This is a genomic window from Shewanella putrefaciens (assembly GCF_016406325.1).
Lineage (GTDB): Bacteria > Pseudomonadota > Gammaproteobacteria > Enterobacterales > Shewanellaceae > Shewanella > Shewanella putrefaciens.
In genome coordinates this window covers 1,408,166-1,427,812 of sequence record NZ_CP066370.1, presented here as the reverse complement: position 1 = coordinate 1,427,812, position 19,647 = coordinate 1,408,166, and the positions used below count along the sequence as shown (strand labels likewise).

At 42.9% G+C, this 19,647-nt stretch carries 20 protein-coding genes; 10 read left to right on the top strand and 10 right to left on the bottom strand.

All coding sequences use genetic code 11. The features are described 5' to 3' along the window. Positions 1 to 83: 83 nt before the first annotated feature. From map to dapD, 3 genes are read left to right on the top strand one after another with little or no spacing between them, the layout of a single operon-like run. A complete protein-coding gene (gene map, locus JEZ96_RS06375) occupies positions 84 to 884 on the top strand; it encodes a type I methionyl aminopeptidase (protein ID WP_014610215.1) in 801 nt (266 codons plus the stop codon). Between the two features lie 4 nt (positions 885 to 888). Beyond that, complete coding sequence (glnD, locus tag JEZ96_RS06370; protein ID WP_258555074.1) at positions 889 to 3,489, top strand: bifunctional uridylyltransferase/uridylyl-removing protein GlnD; 2,601 nt, start codon at positions 889 to 891, stop codon at positions 3,487 to 3,489. 25 nt (positions 3,490 to 3,514) lie between these two features. Beyond that, a complete protein-coding gene (gene dapD / locus JEZ96_RS06365; RefSeq protein ID WP_011790031.1) occupies positions 3,515 to 4,339 on the top strand; it encodes a 2,3,4,5-tetrahydropyridine-2,6-dicarboxylate N-succinyltransferase in 825 nt (274 codons plus the stop codon). Positions 4,340 to 4,408: 69 nt separating this feature from the next. On the opposite strand, the gene JEZ96_RS06360 is transcribed toward dapD, so the two are convergent. The 4 genes from JEZ96_RS06360 to JEZ96_RS06345 form a co-directional block, all read right to left on the bottom strand. Continuing rightward, positions 4,409 to 6,340 carry an HD domain-containing phosphohydrolase gene (locus JEZ96_RS06360; RefSeq protein WP_011790032.1) on the bottom strand — a complete coding sequence of 644 codons (1,932 nt, stop codon included), beginning with the start codon at positions 6,338 to 6,340 and terminating at the stop codon, positions 4,409 to 4,411. Between the two features lie 173 nt (positions 6,341 to 6,513). After that, entirely contained in the window at positions 6,514 to 7,383 is an 870-nt protein-coding gene (purU, locus tag JEZ96_RS06355; protein ID WP_025007449.1) for a formyltetrahydrofolate deformylase, read from the bottom strand. A gap of 196 nt (positions 7,384 to 7,579) precedes the next feature. Then, complete coding sequence (locus JEZ96_RS06350) at positions 7,580 to 9,061, bottom strand: PTS transporter subunit EIIC (protein ID WP_025007448.1); 1,482 nt, start codon at positions 9,059 to 9,061, stop codon at positions 7,580 to 7,582. Further along, positions 9,013 to 9,477 (bottom strand): flavodoxin, encoded by a 465-nt coding sequence (locus JEZ96_RS06345; protein ID WP_011790035.1) that lies wholly within the window; start codon positions 9,475 to 9,477, stop codon positions 9,013 to 9,015. The genes JEZ96_RS06350 and JEZ96_RS06345 overlap by 49 nt, the downstream gene beginning before the upstream one ends. 124 nt (positions 9,478 to 9,601) lie before the next feature. On the opposite strand from JEZ96_RS06345, the gene JEZ96_RS06340 reads away from it, so the two are divergent. Next, positions 9,602 to 9,784 carry a hypothetical protein gene (locus JEZ96_RS06340; protein WP_011790036.1) on the top strand — a complete coding sequence of 61 codons (183 nt, stop codon included), beginning with the start codon at positions 9,602 to 9,604 and terminating at the stop codon, positions 9,782 to 9,784. 83 nt (positions 9,785 to 9,867) lie between these two features. Here JEZ96_RS06340 and truC read toward each other — a convergent pair whose 3' ends face one another. Together truC and JEZ96_RS06330 are read right to left on the bottom strand one after the other, a co-directional pair. Then, the gene (truC, locus tag JEZ96_RS06335; RefSeq protein ID WP_025007446.1) at positions 9,868 to 10,710 is read right to left on the bottom strand and encodes a tRNA pseudouridine(65) synthase TruC; all 843 of its coding nucleotides are present in this window, start codon (positions 10,708 to 10,710) and stop codon (positions 9,868 to 9,870) included. Beyond that, positions 10,697 to 11,017, bottom strand: coding sequence for a YqcC family protein (locus JEZ96_RS06330; RefSeq protein ID WP_011790038.1), 321 nt, complete (start codon positions 11,015 to 11,017; stop codon positions 10,697 to 10,699). The genes truC and JEZ96_RS06330 overlap by 14 nt, the downstream gene beginning before the upstream one ends. Positions 11,018 to 11,166: 149 nt before the next feature. On the opposite strand from JEZ96_RS06330, the gene JEZ96_RS06325 reads away from it, so the two are divergent. Beyond that, positions 11,167 to 12,180, top strand: a complete 1,014-nt coding sequence (locus JEZ96_RS06325; RefSeq protein ID WP_025007445.1) for a DUF3549 family protein — start codon at positions 11,167 to 11,169, stop codon at positions 12,178 to 12,180. Beyond that, a complete protein-coding gene (locus JEZ96_RS06320) occupies positions 12,177 to 12,563 on the top strand; it encodes a DUF3301 domain-containing protein (RefSeq protein WP_011918976.1) in 387 nt (128 codons plus the stop codon). Before JEZ96_RS06325 ends, JEZ96_RS06320 begins: the two co-directional genes overlap by 4 nt. Before the next feature lie 1,288 nt (positions 12,564 to 13,851). Here JEZ96_RS06320 and JEZ96_RS06315 read toward each other — a convergent pair. Continuing rightward, on the bottom strand, positions 13,852 to 14,490 hold the full coding sequence (locus tag JEZ96_RS06315; RefSeq protein ID WP_061783328.1) for a GNAT family N-acetyltransferase: 639 nt from the start codon (positions 14,488 to 14,490) through the stop codon (positions 13,852 to 13,854). Between the two features lie 150 nt (positions 14,491 to 14,640). On the opposite strand from JEZ96_RS06315, the gene JEZ96_RS06310 reads away from it, so the two are divergent. Next, the gene (locus JEZ96_RS06310) at positions 14,641 to 14,874 is read left to right on the top strand and encodes a DUF2789 domain-containing protein (protein WP_011790042.1); all 234 of its coding nucleotides are present in this window, start codon (positions 14,641 to 14,643) and stop codon (positions 14,872 to 14,874) included. Positions 14,875 to 14,905: 31 nt separating this feature from the next. Here the strand turns inward: JEZ96_RS06310 and JEZ96_RS06305 are convergent, their stop codons facing one another. Next, the gene (locus JEZ96_RS06305; protein ID WP_025007443.1) at positions 14,906 to 15,301 is read right to left on the bottom strand and encodes a DUF3192 domain-containing protein; all 396 of its coding nucleotides are present in this window, start codon (positions 15,299 to 15,301) and stop codon (positions 14,906 to 14,908) included. 145 nt (positions 15,302 to 15,446) lie between these two features. On the opposite strand from JEZ96_RS06305, the gene JEZ96_RS06300 reads away from it, so the two are divergent. Next, on the top strand, positions 15,447 to 15,830 hold the full coding sequence (locus JEZ96_RS06300) for a hypothetical protein (protein WP_025007442.1): 384 nt from the start codon (positions 15,447 to 15,449) through the stop codon (positions 15,828 to 15,830). Next, positions 15,830 to 16,603: a Zn-ribbon-containing protein gene (locus tag JEZ96_RS06295; RefSeq protein ID WP_011790045.1), complete on the top strand. Its 774-nt coding sequence runs from the start codon at positions 15,830 to 15,832 to the stop codon at positions 16,601 to 16,603. The genes JEZ96_RS06300 and JEZ96_RS06295 overlap by 1 nt, the downstream gene beginning before the upstream one ends. 117 nt (positions 16,604 to 16,720) lie before the next feature. On the opposite strand, the gene syd is transcribed toward JEZ96_RS06295, so the two are convergent. Next, positions 16,721 to 17,371 (bottom strand): SecY-interacting protein, encoded by a 651-nt coding sequence (gene syd, locus JEZ96_RS06290; RefSeq protein WP_011790046.1) that lies wholly within the window; start codon positions 17,369 to 17,371, stop codon positions 16,721 to 16,723. 59 nt (positions 17,372 to 17,430) lie between these two features. Here syd and queF point away from each other — a divergent pair, with 59 nt between their 5' ends. Next, on the top strand, positions 17,431 to 18,288 hold the full coding sequence (gene queF, locus JEZ96_RS06285; protein WP_014610205.1) for an NADPH-dependent 7-cyano-7-deazaguanine reductase QueF: 858 nt from the start codon (positions 17,431 to 17,433) through the stop codon (positions 18,286 to 18,288). A 91-nt stretch (positions 18,289 to 18,379) separates the two neighbouring features. Here queF and JEZ96_RS06280 read toward each other — a convergent pair whose 3' ends face one another. Next, positions 18,380 to 19,303 carry a 4'-phosphopantetheinyl transferase family protein gene (locus tag JEZ96_RS06280; RefSeq protein WP_061783329.1) on the bottom strand — a complete coding sequence of 308 codons (924 nt, stop codon included), beginning with the start codon at positions 19,301 to 19,303 and terminating at the stop codon, positions 18,380 to 18,382. Positions 19,304 to 19,647 lie beyond the last annotated feature (344 nt).

Here is a 19,647-nt window from a genome sequence, read left to right as displayed (position 1 = left end):
TATACCATAAATAGCCTTAAAGCACAAATTTTTGCATAGGGTTTGCGTAGCCAATAGACTTCGAAGACACAAGAGAAAACGCAATGAGTATAGTCATCAAGACAGCTGAAGAAATCGAAAAAATGCGTGCCGCCGGAAAGCTTGCCGCACAGGTTTTAGAAATGATCGCGCCTTATGTTAAAGCGGGTGTGACCACAAATGAACTGAACGATATCTGCGCAAAATATACCGAAGAGCAAGGTGCGATTTCTGCCCCGCTCAACTACCATGGTTTTCCAAAATCAATTTGTACTTCGGTCAATAATGTGATTTGCCACGGTATTCCCGCTGACAATCCCCCATTGAAAGATGGCGATATTCTCAATATCGATATCACAGTGATTAAAGATGGCTATCACGGTGATACTTCAAAAATGTTTTTAATTGGTGACGTCAGCCCAAAAGATAAGCGTTTATGTCGTATTGCCCAAGAAAGCCTGTATCTTGCCATTCGTAAAGTACGTCCAGGCTTAAAATTGGGTGAAATTGGCAATACTATCGAAAAATTCATCAAAGCCAGCAAAACAGGCCTTGAGAAATATTCCATCGTGCAAGATTATTGTGGCCACGGTATTGGTGCGGGTTTCCATGAAGAACCCCAAGTCATGCATTATCGTAACGGCGACAACACAATATTGCGCCCAGGCATGTGCTTTACTATTGAGCCGATGATCAACGCAGGTCGACACACCACAGTGCTAGATCGTAAGGATAATTGGACCGTTACCACCTCTGATGGTAAAAACTCCGCCCAGTGGGAACATACTTTACTTGTGACGGAAAAAGGGGTTGAAGTACTCACCCTTCGTGAGGAAGAAGACTTCCCAAGATTTATCAATCACTAAAATAATCCAAACAAGGACCTCGATGAATACAGCGCAGATCGCAAAACACTCATTAATCGAACAGAATCAGATTCTTTTGGCCAGTTTTAAGGCTAAAACCCCGATTGAAGAGCTCGTCACGCAGCGCTGTCAATTTGTCGATGCCCTTGTAAAGCAAGCTTGGGAACAGCACGGTCTAAGAGAATATGATATTGCCCTGATTGCCGTGGGCGGCTATGGCCGTGGGGAGCTGCATCCCCACTCAGATGTCGACTTGCTGTTCCTGTTTAATGATATCTTGTCACCCGCTGCCGAAGCGGCACTCAGTCAGTTTATTGCCTTTCTGTGGGATGCCAATCTGGAAATCGGCCACAGTGTCCGTACGTTAAACGACACGATTATCCTCGGCCGTGAAGACATCACCATAGCCACCAATCTGTTAGAGGCACGATTGCTCGAAGGGCCCGAATTTTTATTCGATCAACTTTATGATGCGATTCGTCAGAGTGACTTTTGGACTTCAAGCGATTTTTTTATCGCCAAACGGGATGAGCAAAATGCCCGCCATGCCAGAGCCAGTGCCTTCGATTTAGAACCCAATATCAAGAGTTGTCCCGGTGGCCTTAGGGATATTCAAACCATTGCTTGGGTGGCCATGCGTCACTTTGGTGCCGCTCGCCTCGAAGAATTAGTCCAATACGACTTTTTAGAGCCTGGTGAATTAGAAGAGCTGCTCGAATGTCAGCACTTTTTGTGGAAGTTACGCTTTGCCCTGCACATGGTGGTCGGTCGCGATGAAAATCGCTTACTCTTTGATGTACAGCGCCAAGTTGCCGAACTCATGGGGTATGAAGACGCCACCCAGCTTGCTGTTGAGCAGATGATGAAACGTTACTATCGCACGGTACGCCGAGTGATGGAGCTGAACGAAATGTTGCTGCAGCTATTTAAACGGGCAACACTGGGGCACACAAAAGCTTTAGAAATTCAATCGATAGATAAACACTACCAGCGCCGCGGCACTTTTATTGAAGCGCTAAGCGATGATCTGTTCGATAGCGGCGAAGAAATTGTCCGGCTGTTTTTGTTAGTCGCTAAAAACTCCAACATCAAAGGCATTTACGCACCAACGCTGCGTTCGCTGCGCCGTGCAAGACGCGCACAATCTCAAGCATTACAAGAAAACCCGCTTTGTCGCCAAGCCTTTATGGAAATTCTGCGCCATCCGCGGGGGATTGTGGCCCTGTCCTTAATGCATAAACACGGCGTACTGTCGGCCTATTTACCCGCTTGGCGAAATATTGAAGGCCAGATGCAGTTCGACCTGTTTCATGCTTATACGGTGGATGAACATACCCACAGATTACTGCTGAATATCGAGCGTTTTTCGCAGCCAGAACAAAAGGAAGAATTTCCCTTAGGCTCGATTCTGATCAACCAATTGCCGAAAAAGGGCTTACTCGTATTAGGCGCTATCTTCCACGATATTGCTAAAGGCCGCGGCGGCGACCACAGTAAACTTGGCTCAAGCGACGCCCTCGCCTTTTGTAAGCTGCACGGGTTAAACGATCACGATGGTCGCTTAGTTGCGTGGTTGGTTGAGAATCATCTGGTGATGTCAGTTACTGCCCAGCGCAGGGATATTTCCGATCCCGATGTGGTGGCCGACTTTGCTAACAAGGTCCGTGATGCTGTGCATTTAAGTTATCTGTACTGCTTAACCGTCGCCGATATCTGCGCCACCAACGAAAAAACCTGGAATAACTGGAAAGGCTCACTGCTACGCGATTTGTACTTTTCAACCCAAAGAGTGCTCGCCCGTGGTAAAGAAAAACCCGTCGATATTCGTGCCAGAGTGCGTGAATATCAGGCCAAGGCAAAAAAAGAGCTGCTACGGCGCGGACTAAAAGAAAAAGACTTAGATACCCTGTGGCAGCGCTTTAAGGCGGATTACTTTTTACGCCACCAGCCCAATCAAGTCGCATGGCACGCCGAAGCGATTTTGAAGCACAAACAACAGGATGAGCCCTTAGTCTTAGTGTCTAAACACACCACCCGTGGCGGCACTGAGTTATTTGTCTATTGCCAAGATAGGCCAAAATTGTTCGCAACCGTGATGGCGGTGCTCGACAATAAAAATATCAACGTCCATGATGCCAACATCATGACCTCAAAAGATAACTATGCCCTCGATACCTTTGTGATCTTAGAACAGGATGGTGAGCCAGTAAGCCAGCTTTCACGCATCCAAAGCATCCGTAAAGCCCTTGAGAAGGCCCTTTCGAGCGATAATCCCAAACTGCCGCGTTTTAGAAAACTGTCGCGTAAAATGAAACCTTTTCATGTCCCAACGCAAGTCAGTTTTCTCGAAAGCAGCCGTCATGGTACGAGTATGATGGAACTTATCGCCTTAGATTCACCTGGATTATTGGCTAAAGTGGGTGATATTTTTTACCGCTGCAATATCACGTTACTCGCCGCTAAGATCACTACTATTGGCGAACGAGCAGAAGATTTTTTTATGTTGCAGACTAATGATGGGCTACAACTAAACGCAACCCAAGAGAATACCCTTAGGGAAGCGTTAATCAGTGCGCTAAGCGCAAACAATACCGAATCAGTTTAATTAACTAAACCAGAGGGAGAAGTAAATGGAGGCTTTACGCCAACGTATTGAGGCGGCTTTTGAAGCGCGCGCCGACATCACACCAAGTACAGTCGACGCCAATGTGCGTAGCGATGTGCAACATGTCATCAATATGCTCGACAAAGGTGAAGTCCGTGTCGCCGAGAAAATCGACGGCCAATGGCATGTGCACCAATGGCTGAAAAAGGCAGTATTACTGTCCTTCCGTATTTTCGATAATGCGGTTATCGATGGCGCAGAAACCAAATACTTCGACAAAGTGCCGTTAAAATTTGCCGAGTACGATGAAGCCCGCTTTAAAGCGGAAGCCATTCGTGTGGTGCCTTCGGCGACAGTACGTAAAGGCTCATTTATCGGTAAAAACACAGTGTTGATGCCATCCTATGTGAACTTAGGCGCCTATGTTGATGAAGGCACTATGGTTGACACTTGGGCGACAGTTGGCTCATGTGCACAAATCGGTAAAAACGTGCATTTATCCGGTGGAGTAGGCATTGGTGGGGTACTTGAGCCATTGCAAGCTGGGCCGACCATCATTGAAGATAACTGCTTTATCGGCGCGCGCTCTGAGATTGTTGAAGGCGTAGTAGTTGAAGAAGGCTCAGTGATTTCTATGGGCGTGTATATCGGCCAAAGCACTCGAATTTACGATCGCGAAACTGGCGAAGTGCATTATGGCCGTGTACCTGCGGGCTCTGTGGTTGTCTCTGGCAATCTACCCTCAGCCTGTGGCAAGTACAGCCTGTATGCTGCGATTATCGTTAAGAAAGTGGATGCAAAAACCCGCGGAAAAGTGGGTATCAACGAGTTATTACGCATAGTGGATTAGCACTATACTCAACCGCTTGTGACAAAAAAGATGCCTTATGGCATCTTTTTTCATGGAAAATATTAGCTTTTATATTAAACGCTCAAACTCATTGATCGCATTTCGTACCATAGCGATTTCTCGCCAACCGATAACACCTAATGGTCTTTGCATTTTATTAACCACAACAAGAAAATCACTATTCGATTGATTTAATTGAATTCGTGCGTCTTCTATTGTGGCAACGTCATTAATGATGGGGACATTGCGCATCATCATTTGATGGGCCTTTTTATGTAAAAGAGCACGATCATAGTCACGTTCAGCAGCAGTACCTAATCTAGGGCTAAGCCAGTGATCGAGTAGGTTCAGCGTAACGACTCCTGCGATATTACGGGACTCATCCAATACAACCGCAACTTTCGAACTCGACTGAGTAAATAAACGCTGTATATCCTCTAGCTCGTGGTCAAGTGTAATTTCAATAATAGGCTCAAGTAAGACACTACCAATATGATCACTGATACTCATCTCTTGATTCACGAGAATGGTAAGGCAAGCTTCAACAATCTCAGGATCGAATAATGTGCCTTTACCCGCTCTAAGCACATCGGTCATCTTTTTTAATCCCAAAGAAGGCCTATAGGGTCTGTGGGATAAAATAGAATCCGCAACATCCGCCACAGCAATAATTTTGGCTTCGTACAATATCTCTTTATCCTTTAACCCCGCTGGATAACCCGACCCATCCAGCCGCTCATGGTGCTGCAAGATCATTTCTTTAATCGGCCAAGGAAATTCCACCTCCTCAACGATTTCTGCACCATGCAGTGGATGAGTCTGAATTAACGCATATTCCTCTTTTGAAAGCTGCGAGGGCTTAGTTAGTATCTGCGATGGAATCGCTAACTTACCAATATCATGTACTAATGCACCAATTTTAAGCCCTTCTAAACGCTGTGGTTCTAAGCCAAGTTTCTCTCCTATCAGATAACTTAACTGTGCAACCGACTTTTGATGCCCTGCGGTATAGGCATCTTTCAGCTCCAGCGCTTCTGAAATCGCACTAATCAACTGAGTTAAGGACTGAGATAATTGCTCTTTCTGCGCTTTTATAATTTTGGATTGACGGGAAACCGCACGCAATGATCGAGGTAACTCTATGGTATGCCAAAGAATACTCGCAAAGGTGAGTAAAGATCTTGCATCACTGCGTGTATAAGGTTCCTCCCTACCGATAACACAAACCAATCCGACCATACGGGTGCGAAATAAAATCGGCACCGCAATATAACGCCCTGTCAGTAGCAACCGATCAAATGCAAAATCCCCTCGATGTGGAAGGTTATCCCTATCATTGTGAATAATAGGTTTGTAGTTTCTTGCACATTCAAGCCATAAACGACATTCAAGCTCTGAAACTTGCGAATTCTCTTTTACAAAATCCGCTTCATTCATCTTAGGGATGGGATATTCAGAACGCGCAGCCAGTGTCAACGCTCCAGACTTTTCATTGTGCAGCAAAATAAATCCGTATTGACTGCCCGTTAAGGAGATAGCCTTAGATACTGCGACTCTAAAAACCTCATCTTGAGGAGATTTAATTACATCTTCAATATGTTGCAACCACGCATCACTTGCTTGAATCGCGCGTCGGTAATCCGAGTGCAATTCTTTCATCTGTGGATCTTCAAAATTAGAGTCAGATAAAATCAAATTCCAACCGACATTTGGCACTAAATGCAATGAAAAATGTAATCGCGTGCCTTGATCATCTTGTAACTGAAAACCAATTACTTGCCTTTGCCGCCGTCGAATATTTGCACAAAGTTCACTGTTGAAGGCGCTAAAAAGCTCAGAGATAGGTTGATTGATGATTTGTGCTGCAGACCTTTTACAACGAACGTAAAAGGCTTTACTCATTCGTTGCACTCGAAATTGCTCATCGAGTTGCGCCCATGATAAATCCAAATTGTCTGGGAGATCCTTCATCCCAACGATAAGACTTCGACTAGTTGACATTTATCACTCCCATCCATGATTAATGCATTGGAATAAACAACTTACGATTAGTTGTCAAAAAATTCTAGTAACACCCTCACAAGCAATTTAATTATAAAAATAGATACATGACTGTAAGTAAGCGTGGAGTAAGAGTAGCGGCTCACATCCGATACTCTCCCCTTACTAACAACTTAAAATACGATAGTTTTATTACCATACACTACAACTTGTTCATTGAGCACTAACTGTAGCGCCTTACTCAGTACACTCTTCTCCACATCTCGCCCCGCTCTTGCCATTTCTAGCGCGCTATAGCTGTGATCTACGGGAATAACGTCTTGCTTAATAATGGGGCCTTCATCCAGGCAATTATTCACAAAGTGCGCGGTCGCTCCGATAATTTTCACTCCTCGCTCCCAAGCCTGACGATAGGGCGCTGCACCAATAAAAGCAGGTAAAAATGAATGGTGGATATTGATAATACGATTTGGATATTGTGCAACAAAATCGGGCGTGAGTACTCGCATGTACTTCGCTAATACTAAATAATCTGGTTCATATTGCGCGACTGCGCCAAGCAATGCTTGCTCATGCTGGGTTCTATCAAGACCAACATGGCTAACAAGATGGAAGGGAATATTAAATTTTTCCGCCAGTTCGCGTAGTGCATCGTGATTTCCTACTACCGCCGCGATATCAACACTTAATCCGCCATAATAGGCTTTCATTAATAGATCGCCTAAGCAGTGCGCCTCTTTCGTCACTAACACCACAATGCGCTTTTTACCCGCACTAACTAAAGTCATATGGTTTTGTGCTGGCAGCACATCCCGTAAGTCCTGCAATAATTGCTCACTATGGAATACGCCTTCTAACTCAGTGCGCATAAAAAAACGTCCCTGAGCATTATCCACAAACTCGCTGTTTTTAATAATATTGAGCTTATGGTTAAAACAAACACTTGTAATCTTAGCGATTAAACCTTGGGCATCGGCACAATCTGTCATTAAGATTTTTCGTTCTAACACGGTTGAAGTTTTGGCCACGTCGGCACTGATCATTGACGGCAAAATGAACTCTCCTGAATTATCCCTATTTTGGAGTTTGCCACAGCCAATAAAATCAAACAGCATAAAAGCCATTAAATTAAATAATAAATCCTACATTTCAGATAATTGATTCAACAATTCGTAAAATTAAAGCCGTAAATTTGGCGAATACAAAACTAAGCAATCGGTTAAAAAATATAGGATATGTTTACCGACGGGTATCGATATAGCGTTGCAATACTTTACGCAGAGTTTCAGCTTTAGTGCCATAAACGACTTGCACCCCTTTTCCCATCACAATAACGCCCTTGGCCCCTAACTGACTCAAACGCAATTTATTCACTAGCTCAGGCCGATTAACACTTAAGCGCAGCCTTGTTAGACAAGCATTAAGTTCAACAATATTTTCACGCCCCCCCAATGCGGCAATAATCGCCCTTAAACTTTCCTTACTCCTATGCCCATCCTCAGGTTCTAATCGACCGGGCGTTTTCAGGTTGAAAGCTACAATGCTCAATCTAAACAATAGGTAATATACTATTGCGGTTAAAGGTCCAAGAAAAATAAACCAACTAGTATTACGTGAAAGAGGGAATAAAAGCATAAAGTCTACCAAGCCATGGGAAAAGACAATGCTATGGTGAATATCAAGCACTATGCAGATAAAATATGCAAAACCAGATAACAGAGCATGAATAATAAAGAGGATCGGCGCCACAAACAGAAATGCAAATTCGATAGGTTCAGTCACACCTGTCAGCCAGCAAGCCGCCGCCGCTGAAAGCATAATACCCGCCACACTATTGCGCTCAGATCTATCGGCACAACGCCACATAGCAAGTGCCGCCGCAGGTAGTCCCCACATTTTAATCAAATACCCACCAGCAAGATTGCCAGCTTGAGGATCGCCTGCTAAATAACGCGCTACCTCTCCACGAATAACGTCTGTACCTTGAGTCTGAAATTGCCCCACTTCTAAGTAAAACGGCGCATTCCAAATATGATGCAACCCAAGGGGAATAAGCAAACGCTCAAACGTACCATAGACACCGAAAGCCATGGCAGGCTTTTGATAAACAGCCCAATCGGATACGTGCTCAATCAATAATGATAATGACGGCCAGATGTGGGCAAGCACGTAACCTAAACACATTGCTAATGGAATAATGAGTAAAGATGCACTGCGTCGTCCTTCAAAGAAGGAGAAAATAGCAGGTAATCGAATATATTGGCTCACTCGCACCGCTAAGCAGGTTATGCCGCCGAGCAACATGCCACCTGCAATCCCAGTATCTAAGGTTTCCATTCCCAGCAGCGCTTGAGTCGGTAAATGGTAAAGATCCGCCAACGCTGCTAATGTTGCCGTCATCACGCCATAACCAAATACCGCCGTGAATGCGGCAATACCTTGATCACGACAAAACCCAATGGCAACGGCCACGGCAAACAACATCGGCATAATAGCAAAAATCAATTTACCCACTGCCAACATCAAAATGGTTAACTCTTCGGGGACAAAAGCAATCGGGGTGGCCGTTAAGCCGAGCATAATCCCTGCAGCAGGTAAAATAGCAATAGGAATGAGCAGCGCCTGACTTAAGCGCTGAGCAAATTTAAACCACTGCTGTGTGACAAACCGACCTAAGCGACGAGCTCGGATTTGACGACTTGATTCCAGCGTTCCAGCCATTTTATTGCTTCAACCTCGGGTTCCATGGTCTCACAGGCATCAATTTCTAAACGCTCCATTATGGATGTAGCGCCAAGTTCACTTAACAATTCATCGACAGCCCGACCAGCACCACAAAAGGTATCGTAACCAGAATCACCCAGCGCAATCACACTGTATTTAAGCTCGGGTAAATAAGGTGCGGTATGTTTTAAATGATAAAACCACGGTTGGATATCTTCAGGTAGATCGCCTTGCCCTGTGGTGGAGGTCACTACGACTAATATTTCATCTTTAGGGGGAATAAAGTTTGCAATCTCATTGGGTTGCCATAGTCTCACTTTATAACCTAAAACCGTTAATTCCTTTTCTAAGGTTTCGGCGGTAAATTGTGCACTTCCATACACAGTGCCAAACACCAAATTGACCTTTTTCATGATATACTCCGCCCCGCGTATAAAACTCTATTAAGCTGAACTTACTTTATTCTCAGGCTTTAGAGCAAGTGACGGCGTAAAAAATTTTAAGAAATCAAGTTATTGGGCATGAGGAAGGCAACTGATGCGACAGACCACTAGGCAAAAACACTTCAAACAACATCATAAAACCGCCAATACTCGACGCAAAAATTATTTCCACGCCGCCCAGCAAGAACTTCAATCTCCTCACTTCCCTACGCCAGGTTTTTCAACGTTAGCCAATATGATGCAAAAACTGCGTCCATTAAAAGCCAAAATGCCCTAATAACTTGCCTATATTTTAGCAAGCATTGACACTAAACCTTGATAAGCTCAGCGAGACAAGAGAGTAAGTGTCAAAAATATGGGCTAATTTTTAGCGATCAAAAATGGCGCATCATTGCTCAAGACAACGTCATCCCAGCCAAGTCCTGTGAACACCGTTTCCCATTGTTGTTCAAGCTCGGTTTCAATACTGAGTCGAGATTGAGTGACAGGATGCGTGAAAGTGAGCTTTTTCGCGATAAGCCATAAACGATTAATGCCGAAATGCTCGCGGAAAAAGGTATTTTGTTTTCCGTCACCGTGGGTTGTATCTCCTAAAATGGGATGGCGTAAATGTGCCATGTGTCTTCTAAGCTGATGTTTACGTCCAGTCTTTGGGGTAAGTTGCACTAATGCAAAGCGGCTCGTCGGATATCGTCCCGATGGATATGGAATTTCAGCATTGAGTAAGGGCTTAAAAGCCGTAACGGCATCCTGTGCTGCTTTATCTTGGCGGGCATGTTTATCTCCAAGCTCATCAAGTTCAACTTTGAGGGGATAATCCAATATCCCACTTTCATGCATGTTGCCACGAACTAGCGCAAGATACTGTTTCTCTATGGAATGCTCAGCAAATTGCTCACATAACGCATTAGCAACTTCACTGCTCTTGGCAAATAATAACACGCCAGAAGTTGGTCTATCTAAACGATGCACAGGGAACACATGACACCCAACTAAATCACGAGTTAACTGCATGGCAAAAAAACGCTCGCGGCGAGCCAAATAGCTGCGATGTACTAATAAACCTGCGGGTTTATGGATCGCTACAATATGTTCATCTTCAAAGAGGATTCGAATATCGGGCGCTTGCTCATCGGTATTATTCAATACCACATGATCTAATTCATCATCTGGCATATCAAGCCACATATTATCTTGGTTCATTTAACAACATATCCAATTCATTCAATAGCCCAATTAACGGCTGTAATTTAGTGATTTCTTGCCATACATGTTGTGCCATGGGCGCTATAGCAATGCTTGTCGGCAATGGCTGCCCAGCATCAATTAACGCTTGCATACGGGGGATAAAAATAAACTGTAGCCAATGCTCTAAGGGCATAAGATCGCAAGCAAAGGGAGCAGTGCTTGCCATCGCCTCATCTGAAGGCGATCTTTGCGACCATAATCCAAATTGCTGCAAGCACTGCGCAATTTGTTCTAATTTCGCCTGTGTTTGGCTATATAACATAGAATTGAGCTCCATTTAGCATCAAGCGCAATGATAAAGTTCACTGAACCATCAGCCCCTTTAAAATTCGGCAATCATACCATCTGGCTTCACTTCCCCCTATAATGTCGCCAATTTATTGAGCCTCTTTTGATCCGTATGGCAACCCAATGACTGAAATTACAACTTTAAGCCAGTTTTTAACGACCGCAAAAACCCAATTTCAAGTGTATGATCTTGGCCGTAGGGTACAACACATTGATATGTTAGCATTCCATCAAATCGAATCCCTTGCTACGCCCTATCCTTACCCTATTCAAGGACATGCACAATTTGCAATCGTGTTTTGGGATGCGAGTCAGCAACACTTTATTTGGTTTCTAAAACTGGCTTTAGATGAACAAGGCTTGCTCTCACCTGCTCCACGTTCACAATTTATTGAAATGGTATTATCGGCACTTGGACAAGATCCAACTCAACCACTGAGTAATGAACAACAGGAGCATCTTGCAAATAACCCTTTTAGCTTTACACCAAGCCAGGAAAAATTAGCAGTCTTTAACGCCTTAGTTCGTAAACAATTGGGGCAACATGCATCAGTTCAATATGAATTTGCCATGCAATATTTATCGGGACAAATTGCGCCAAATCAATGGCAACATATTGGTATACAAGGCATTGCAGATGTATGCGTTCGAGCAAATGAACTCGACCATGAAGCAAAACTACTCACCAGTTTCGATTCGGCAGCCATTGAAGTACAAATTGCCCTTTGTCAATGCTTAGAACATGTACAAATTAGTCCCTTGCTTGCCAACAAAATCTTAAACAAACTCACCGCAGCAGAGCCTGAACATAAAGCGTATTTTCTCAGGGCATTAGCATCAAATAGCGAACTAAGTCAAAAAGCGTTAGCCCACTTGCATCAAGGATCTAACCTAGATGCAAATACCCTCATAAGTATCGCTGGACGCAATTGGACTGTGCTAAAGCAGGAGTTAAGTCGCAGTATTTACTTAGAAGCGCTTGCACTACAGCCCCAAACCTTTTTTAATCAGATCTTTGCTGATATTGTGGCAATCCCTAGTTTACGCAATCTATTACTAGGTGAATTAAGAAATCCCAATCGAAGCATTCAACTATCACAAGCCATCGGTGGTTTGTTTAAGGCAGCAAGTAAATGATGTCAGATCTACTGTTAATTATTGCGGTTGTTGTCATTGCCGCATTTTTTTGGCAACTACGTCAAATGGCAGAATTAAGCCGTATTTTTGCCGAGAAAGAATGTTGTCGACAGAAGGTTCAACTTTTGGCAATTGCAATGGAAACTGCGCGCCCAAGCCTAGGTGGAACCACAGGAATTTGTTGGAAAGCAAAGTACTTATTTGAATTTAGCACCGATGGTATTAATCAATATCGAGGTCATATTTGGATGTTGGGTAAGAAAATTCAAAAAATTGAATGGCCGATATTCCCAGAACCTGAATGGCATGAAGCCCCCACGGCTCAAGGCAAGTTTGGCGGCTGCGGCAGTCAAGGTGGATGTAACTCAGGGAAATGTCACTAAAACCCTAGTATTGCCAAATCCAAATAACGTCATTTCCTAAAGTATTCACTAACGACGGCCAATTGACTAAAAAGAAAGGGTGTGATCCTAAGATCACACCCTCTGGTTCTCTGTTAAGCCATCCTGCTATTATTGTGCTCCCTGCACCATCCTTGCGAATTCGAGCATCCTGCATCATCCCTGATCAATCCCTGATATTTCCCTGTATTGACATACATTCCTATTTCTTAGCTATCCTTATGCTAAGCTTGCTCTTTCTTGAGCGGTTCCACCATCACCATCATCCATGAAATAGGGTAAATAGCATCCTTTCAATCGCACTCCATGTGCCATTGCCGTCCCTATGCAACTAGGTTATCTATCCCTGATAAGCAGTCTTTCCATCTACAAAGCCAATTCTACGCTAGCTAACTTCTTGCTTCTTAATAGAGATAGAATGATGTTAATTGTAATATAAACGAAATAATCAAAAATAAATTGTAAGCTATTAATATAAATCAGTTTTTAAATGATGACATGTTTTTTTCTTTCTATGGATTTACAAATAACTTACATATATGTGAGAGATATCTCACACAGAATCAGGCAATTTGAATATTTTAGGCGATGAAAAAATTCAGAAAGACAAAAAGAAAAGGGCGCACCCAGTGCGCCCCATTTATCCCTTGTAAGCCTTCCTGCTTAATGAGTGCTCCCTGCACCATCCATGCGTCCGTTTGCATCCTGCATCGTCCTTGAATCCCTTTTTATCCCTGTGTTAAAGCTTTAACACTCAGTCCTTTGAACCGAATATCCTGCTTCGGATCCAACCATATCCTATGGCTTAGTCCTGTTGCATCCTGCATATTTCTCTTCCTGATTGAGTATAAGCTGTTCACCCTTATACTTATCCTTGACTCGATACATCCTATATCGAGTAGATGCTTAATCCCTAAGCGTGTCCTGTATCCATCCTTAAATCAAAATTCATTGCTTCCTGCGTCCATTTGGCCTGTGCTGCAATCTATGCAATCCATTTAACTTGGCCATGAGAGAATTCTACGCTAATACGTATTTTTTTGTTCTACTCAAAGAACACTCACAAACCAAAATTTCAGCCATAAATCTATGCAAACAACCTAACTAAATGAATTAAAAAAGATTAGCTGACATGTGACTACAAAACAATCAACAAAGAAAACATTTTATCCTACAACCTTTGTAAGCGATCTCTCACAAGAGCATGAGCTTCTCACTTTACGTTCCCGTCATCCTTCCTAAACCAAAATCAGAAAAACGAGTGAAGCGTTCATTCATTTTGTTGCCCCGCATAAAATAATAATTGTCCTGAGATACTGCCAATAGTCAGTTCACCTAAGGAGACAAAATCGTGCTGAGTGAACAAATGGGTATGGCTTTCTTGTGCTGCAAACACGCCAATACCATCGAGTTCACGCTGCTCATCGCACCAGCTAACAACGGCTTGTACAAGTTGATGCCCTAAACCTTTATGTTGTTCGCTTGGCGTTAAGGCAATAAATTGTAGGATCCCACAACGATTACTTGGCAAGAGTTCAACAATACTCGATTCTTTTTTCATAATAGATTGAGTAGATTGCCAACCCGTTCCGAGCAACATTTTTAAACGCCAGTGCCAATATCGTGCCTCTCCTAAGGGGACTTCTTGAGTAACAACACAAACCACACCCACTAACCGCTCTTGATCAAACAGACCAATCAGTGCCTGTTTTTGCTGCCACAACGAGTTGAGTTCTTCACGAATAGCTGCTCGTAATTTTTGTTCGTAGGCAGCTTTATCTGAGGAAAACAAAGATTCAACAAAGAAAGGATCATCGTGGTAAGCGTTATAGAGGATGGAAGCGGCAACCCGTAAATCTTCAGCAGTCAAATACACTGCACGGTACTCGTCCAAGGTATGGTTGTCCATAAGTAGAATTCCTTGATTTAGATCACACTCTTAATAGGTATAAATCAATGTATCAAGGAAACTAAAAAGTGCAAATTTTAATCAAAGATTGCATTTTTCCATCAGACGCATACCCTAGAAGCTAACGCATATATTGAATAGGGAAAGTCAATGGATACCACTCCAGTAGATTTAAGCCATTTGTTTGAACAACTCGGTCTAGATAATCAACCCGAAGCTATTACCCAATTTATTGCTAACCATAAGATTGACCATCAAATACATTTAAGCGAAGCGTCCTTTTGGACCGAAGCCCAAAAGAACTTTATTACTGAGGCCTTAGAAGCTGATGCGAAATGGACTCAACTAGTTGAACAGTTAGATACTCAACTTAGAAAAGCCTAATTATCTTTAATGCTTTAGTGGGGAATAGTTTCTAAATTTTACTGTATGCCGTTTCACCCCACCCTACTAAAGCATTATTACTGATGACAATGGGAGTGCATTCATCCTTAGTTGTTTTACCATCACTGTGAGTGTGCTGGGTGCGATAAAACAACACGATGACTTCTTTATTAACATCGCCATTTTGGATATAGGCTTCGCTAAAATCGGCATTTCCCATAATGATCATCACTTGATCCTTAGTCATACCTAAACTTAATTGGGTTAAATTATTACGATTTTTATGCTGTACTTTTTCCCAAGATTCGCGATTTTTCCAATTGGATTCTCCCTCTCCAACATTGACCACGCAGCCACTAAGACCTAAGCTTGCAACCCCTAAAAAAGTGAGACCCATTATTGTGCGATTTAATTTAGTGTTCATCATATGACATCCTGTGTAATTGTTATTGAGATGCAATTAAAAGCAAAACAGGTGCCAAGATTTAACACATTGTTTTATAAATCAAAATATAACAATCATCTGCATATTGGTTTATTATCACGCAATAAATTAAGGAATTTCACTCATTATGAGCAACATTGACCAAGTATTAGCTGTTGCACATGCTCTCGAAGCTAGCGGCAAAGTACCAAGTTTAGCGTTAATCAAAACCCGTTTAGGTAATAGTCTGCCGTTACCGACATTAATCCAAGGTTTACAACAATTTAAAGCTATGCCGAAAGCTGAACGTGAGCGCTTAGCTGAATTAAAAATCACAAATCCGATTGCAGCAACAGCTGATACAAATGAAGCCTTAACCCTAATGGCTCTTTCTGCTCGCCTCATTGCCCAACAACAGCATTTTGAGCATTATATCCAGCAACAAAATACAGAAATCGTTCAATTAAAAAATGAACTGCTTGTGCTTAAAGAGCGGATCAGTCTATTAGAATCCCAAGGAAAAATGGCTTAATGTTTGTTACTGAACTGCGTTTTGAATGCTTTGCCGACACGACCATCTCTGCCGCAGAAAAGGCCATCAATCAACTCCTTGAAGCCTATAGAGCTAACGGCCAAATATTAGGGCGAGAATTTGCTGTCGCCTTTAATGACGGCGAGTTTAGGGTGCGTTTGCTGCTACCAGAGAAATCCAGTTTAGCCTATAAATACCATAGTCCTTGGGTCAAGAAAGCCTTAGCAGAATTAACCGAGGCCAAACTCCTCGCGCCTCGGGAAAAATTTATCGGTCAGGACATTAATTCTGAGGTCAGTAATACTGAAACTCCCAGCTGGCAATTGTTGTACACGAGTTATGTACATATGTGCTCGCCCCTGCGCAGCGGCGATAATCTTCTCCCCATTCCCTTATACCGACTCCCCGCAACCTTCAATGGCGATCATAAACGTATTATCCGTTGGCAGAGCGAATGGCAAGCCTGTGACGAGCTACAAATGGCGGCGGCCACTAAGGCCGAATTTGCCGCGTTAGAGGAGTTATCGAGTCCAGACAGTGATTTATTTCGTAGAGGTTGGGATTTACGTGGTCGTATCGAATATCTGACTAAGATCCCGACCTATTACTATTTATATCGAGTTGGAGGCCAAGATCTCGCCTCAGAAATGGCACGGCCTTGCCCACGTTGTGGCAATCAACATTGGAAACTAGATGAACCTTTATTGGATATATTTCACTTTCGCTGCGAGCCTTGCAGAATAGTGTCAAATCTATCTTGGGATCATCAATAATATCTGCTTATCCCGTTGCAAAACTCAGCCTAAGACAAGCCACACAGAAGTTAAGCGTTAGCACTTAGGTTGAGCGTTAGCACTTAGGTTGAGAGGAAAGCATTTCGCTCACGAGTGTTAACCTTTGCCGAAGAGGTTTTGCCACATACGTTTAATGTTAGCGAAAATACCTGGATGATCTAACGCGGGCATAGGTAATTCTTCATGCTTAACGGGTGGTGCTATCCGTGGTGATAATGCTTCGATAAACGCAGTCAAACTCGTGGATAATTGTTCAGATTGCTCTTCTCCAGGAATTTCAATCCATACGCTGCCATCACTGTTATTAATGGTAAGCATTTTATCGCCCTCATCTAACAAACCGATAAACCACGTTGGCGGCTGTTTCAGTTTTTTCTTCATCATCAGATGACCAATTACGTTTTGCTGTAGACATTTAAAATCATCATCGTTCCACACTTGCAGTAACTCACCTGTTCCCCATTTTGAGTCAAATAGTAATGGGGCTGAAAAATACTGACCGTAAAATAGATGGATATCAGGCCATAAAGGCAGATCTAGCGCATGTTCCACATTGGTAAAACTACCGACTTCATCACGCTTAACAGGCTGCCAAGCGATGGGTTTGTCAGAATCAGCAAAAAATTCACCTTGAATGCATACAGAAGGCTCACCTTGCGGGTAATATCGCGGTAATTCGCCTAAAGTAGTTAGGTAAGCTTGATGATAGTTTTGCAAAAATTTATCTAGCGCAGGCAGACAAGACACTTAAGCACAATCCAATTTCAGGTATAATGTGCGCCTATTTTGACATGGAAACAGTATTGATGACAAAGAATCACGACCCTTATAGTGATGCCAAAGCGCTTACTGGCCTAACATTAGGTAAAGCCACTGACTACCAAGCCGAGTATGATGCTTCGTTGTTACAAGGGGTTCCTCGATCACTCAACCGTAACGCGATCAATCTTACGGAAGCCTTGCCTTTCCACGGTGCCGATATCTGGACGGGTTATGAGCTGTCTTGGCTGAATACCAAAGGTAAACCTATGGTTGCCATAGCCGAGATCCATTTAAGCTATCAAAGCCTAAACCTAATTGAGTCAAAATCTTTTAAATTATATTTAAATAGTTTTAATCAGACTAAATTTAGCAATATCGATGCAGTACAAAAAACCTTAGTCCAAGATCTTAGTCACTGCGCTCAAGGTGATGTAACGGTAAGGATTATTGAACCTAGAAGTTTCGGTTCTCAACGCATAGTAGAGTTACCAGGCACTTGCATAGATGATCTCGATATTGAAGTCAGCGATTATAGTTTTAACCCTGATTACTTAGAAAACAGTACTGATGATAAACAAATAGTGGCGGAAACGCTTAATTCAAACCTACTGAAATCTAACTGTTTGATCACATCGCAACCTGACTGGGGTAGCATAATGATCCGTTACCAAGGGCCTAAAATCGATCGAGAAAAACTGCTGCGCTATTTGATTTCTTTCCGCCAGCATAATGAGTTTCACGAGCAATGTGTTGAGCGGATTTTCGTCGATTTAAAGCGGTACTGTCACTGTGCCAAATTAACGGTTTATGCCCGTTATACCCGCCGAGGTGGTTTAGATATCAACCCCTATCGCAGCGACTTTGAACAACCCGGTGAAGGCCATAGACTGGCAAGACAATAAGCTGGAAAGGTAATAAGCCGCTTTACCGCATGGAAAACGCTCGATAACCGTATTAATAAATAGCCCTGCCATTTAGCAGGGCTTTTGTTAATTAAGACGAAATATTAAGTAATGTTTCTATACTCAGCATTTGCATCGAAAGCGTTGCCGGCAGGACTGAATGCCCCACATGTAGGCGGTTCGCGTCTGTAGAAGCCAAACTCAGCGCAAAACGATATTCTCGATTTAATCTGCCAAAACAAACCTGCCAACAGTAAGAATCGGCTGTATTAAGCTGATTCAATCGAACATTTCGATATATACCTAGCCTTGGAGGGATCTTAAGTGCACTCCCATGTTGCCTACCACACCGCTTAAGCTCAATAAATTCTATCGGATTTGTATTAGCTTGAGTGCCTATATAAGGATCATCTAACTCCACACCATCAGCGCTAAAGTTATCCCAATTTAAATCCGCTAATTCAAAAGCGAAGGATTTAAGTGACTGAGCTAAACCTAATCCAGTGGCTTTAATATAGGACTCTTTTAATGCCCAAAGATCGAAAAAACGTTGCCGCTGGGCCGATTCATCTGTCAATGCCAGCAGTGCTTCGGTTTCTTGGTGGGAGAAATAATGATTCAGGATTGGATAAATATCCGTTTTGGGGCGCGACCTCTCAATATCAACACCAAATAAACAAGGGCTTGTCTCTTGATGCTTAACAACACCAATTAATAACCAGTCGCCACTATGACTTATATTAAACTCGAGCCCTGTTTGTTGCTTTTGCTTTGCCGTTAAACAGGGTTTTCCCTTAAGACCGTATTCAAAGCACCAGTCTTTTGGATGTAAAGTCGCCACTTTTGATAACACTAAACGCAGTGCCGCCCTAACCTGCAAACCATTTATTTGCGCTTTAGGTGCTCGATAACGCATAACTTTTGAGAGTTCATCCTCACTTAACAACACCTTAGCATGTGTTTGTAGCTCATCATTTATCTCCCCTAATGGGATAAAAAACAGTTCGATATGCATCGAACACTCCTCATGCAATGCCATTAAAGCGATGGTGTGAAATAAAGATCACTTTATTTCGATTAAGCTGAATTTATGGCGCTATCTTACCCTGACAATGTAAAAAACCGCAGTATTCACTTTATCAACTGGAAAATCTGTTGAATCTTGCCAATCTCTGCAATACCCATCCAAGTGCACAAAAATAGCATCAAAGTGCCTTTCCCCTTAAATTCTAGTCCCACATGATTGTATCGACTCAAAACCTCAGGTAATCTGCATCCCCATTGCATTGCCTCTAAGCATAAATTCTAGGATTAGTGTGCCATTTTACGAGTGCACGTCATCGACCTCATCTTATAGAT

Bases quoted from the DNA above. Each gene is read 5' to 3' on its own strand.
- map (WP_014610215.1), top strand. From the start codon at position 84: ATGAGTATAGTCATCAAGACAGCTGAAGAAATCGAAAAAATGCGTGCC.
- dapD (WP_011790031.1), top strand. From the start codon at position 3,515: ATGGAGGCTTTACGCCAACGTATTGAGGCGGCTTTTGAAGCGCGCGCC.
- JEZ96_RS06360 (WP_011790032.1), bottom strand. From the start codon at position 6,340: ATGTCAACTAGTCGAAGTCTTATCGTTGGGATGAAGGATCTCCCAGAC.
- purU (WP_025007449.1), bottom strand. From the start codon at position 7,383: ATGATCAGTGCCGACGTGGCCAAAACTTCAACCGTGTTAGAACGAAAA.
- JEZ96_RS06350 (WP_025007448.1), bottom strand. From the start codon at position 9,061: ATGGCTGGAACGCTGGAATCAAGTCGTCAAATCCGAGCTCGTCGCTTA.
- JEZ96_RS06345 (WP_011790035.1), bottom strand. From the start codon at position 9,477: ATGAAAAAGGTCAATTTGGTGTTTGGCACTGTGTATGGAAGTGCACAA.
- JEZ96_RS06340 (WP_011790036.1), top strand. From the start codon at position 9,602: ATGCGACAGACCACTAGGCAAAAACACTTCAAACAACATCATAAAACC.
- truC (WP_025007446.1), bottom strand. From the start codon at position 10,710: ATGAACCAAGATAATATGTGGCTTGATATGCCAGATGATGAATTAGAT.
- JEZ96_RS06330 (WP_011790038.1), bottom strand. From the start codon at position 11,017: ATGTTATATAGCCAAACACAGGCGAAATTAGAACAAATTGCGCAGTGC.
- JEZ96_RS06325 (WP_025007445.1), top strand. From the start codon at position 11,167: ATGACTGAAATTACAACTTTAAGCCAGTTTTTAACGACCGCAAAAACC.
- JEZ96_RS06320 (WP_011918976.1), top strand. From the start codon at position 12,177: ATGATGTCAGATCTACTGTTAATTATTGCGGTTGTTGTCATTGCCGCA.
- JEZ96_RS06315 (WP_061783328.1), bottom strand. From the start codon at position 14,490: ATGGACAACCATACCTTGGACGAGTACCGTGCAGTGTATTTGACTGCT.
- JEZ96_RS06310 (WP_011790042.1), top strand. From the start codon at position 14,641: ATGGATACCACTCCAGTAGATTTAAGCCATTTGTTTGAACAACTCGGT.
- JEZ96_RS06305 (WP_025007443.1), bottom strand. From the start codon at position 15,301: ATGATGAACACTAAATTAAATCGCACAATAATGGGTCTCACTTTTTTA.
- JEZ96_RS06300 (WP_025007442.1), top strand. From the start codon at position 15,447: ATGAGCAACATTGACCAAGTATTAGCTGTTGCACATGCTCTCGAAGCT.
- JEZ96_RS06295 (WP_011790045.1), top strand. From the start codon at position 15,830: ATGTTTGTTACTGAACTGCGTTTTGAATGCTTTGCCGACACGACCATC.
- queF (WP_014610205.1), top strand. From the start codon at position 17,431: ATGACAAAGAATCACGACCCTTATAGTGATGCCAAAGCGCTTACTGGC.
- JEZ96_RS06280 (WP_061783329.1), bottom strand. From the start codon at position 19,303: ATGCATATCGAACTGTTTTTTATCCCATTAGGGGAGATAAATGATGAG.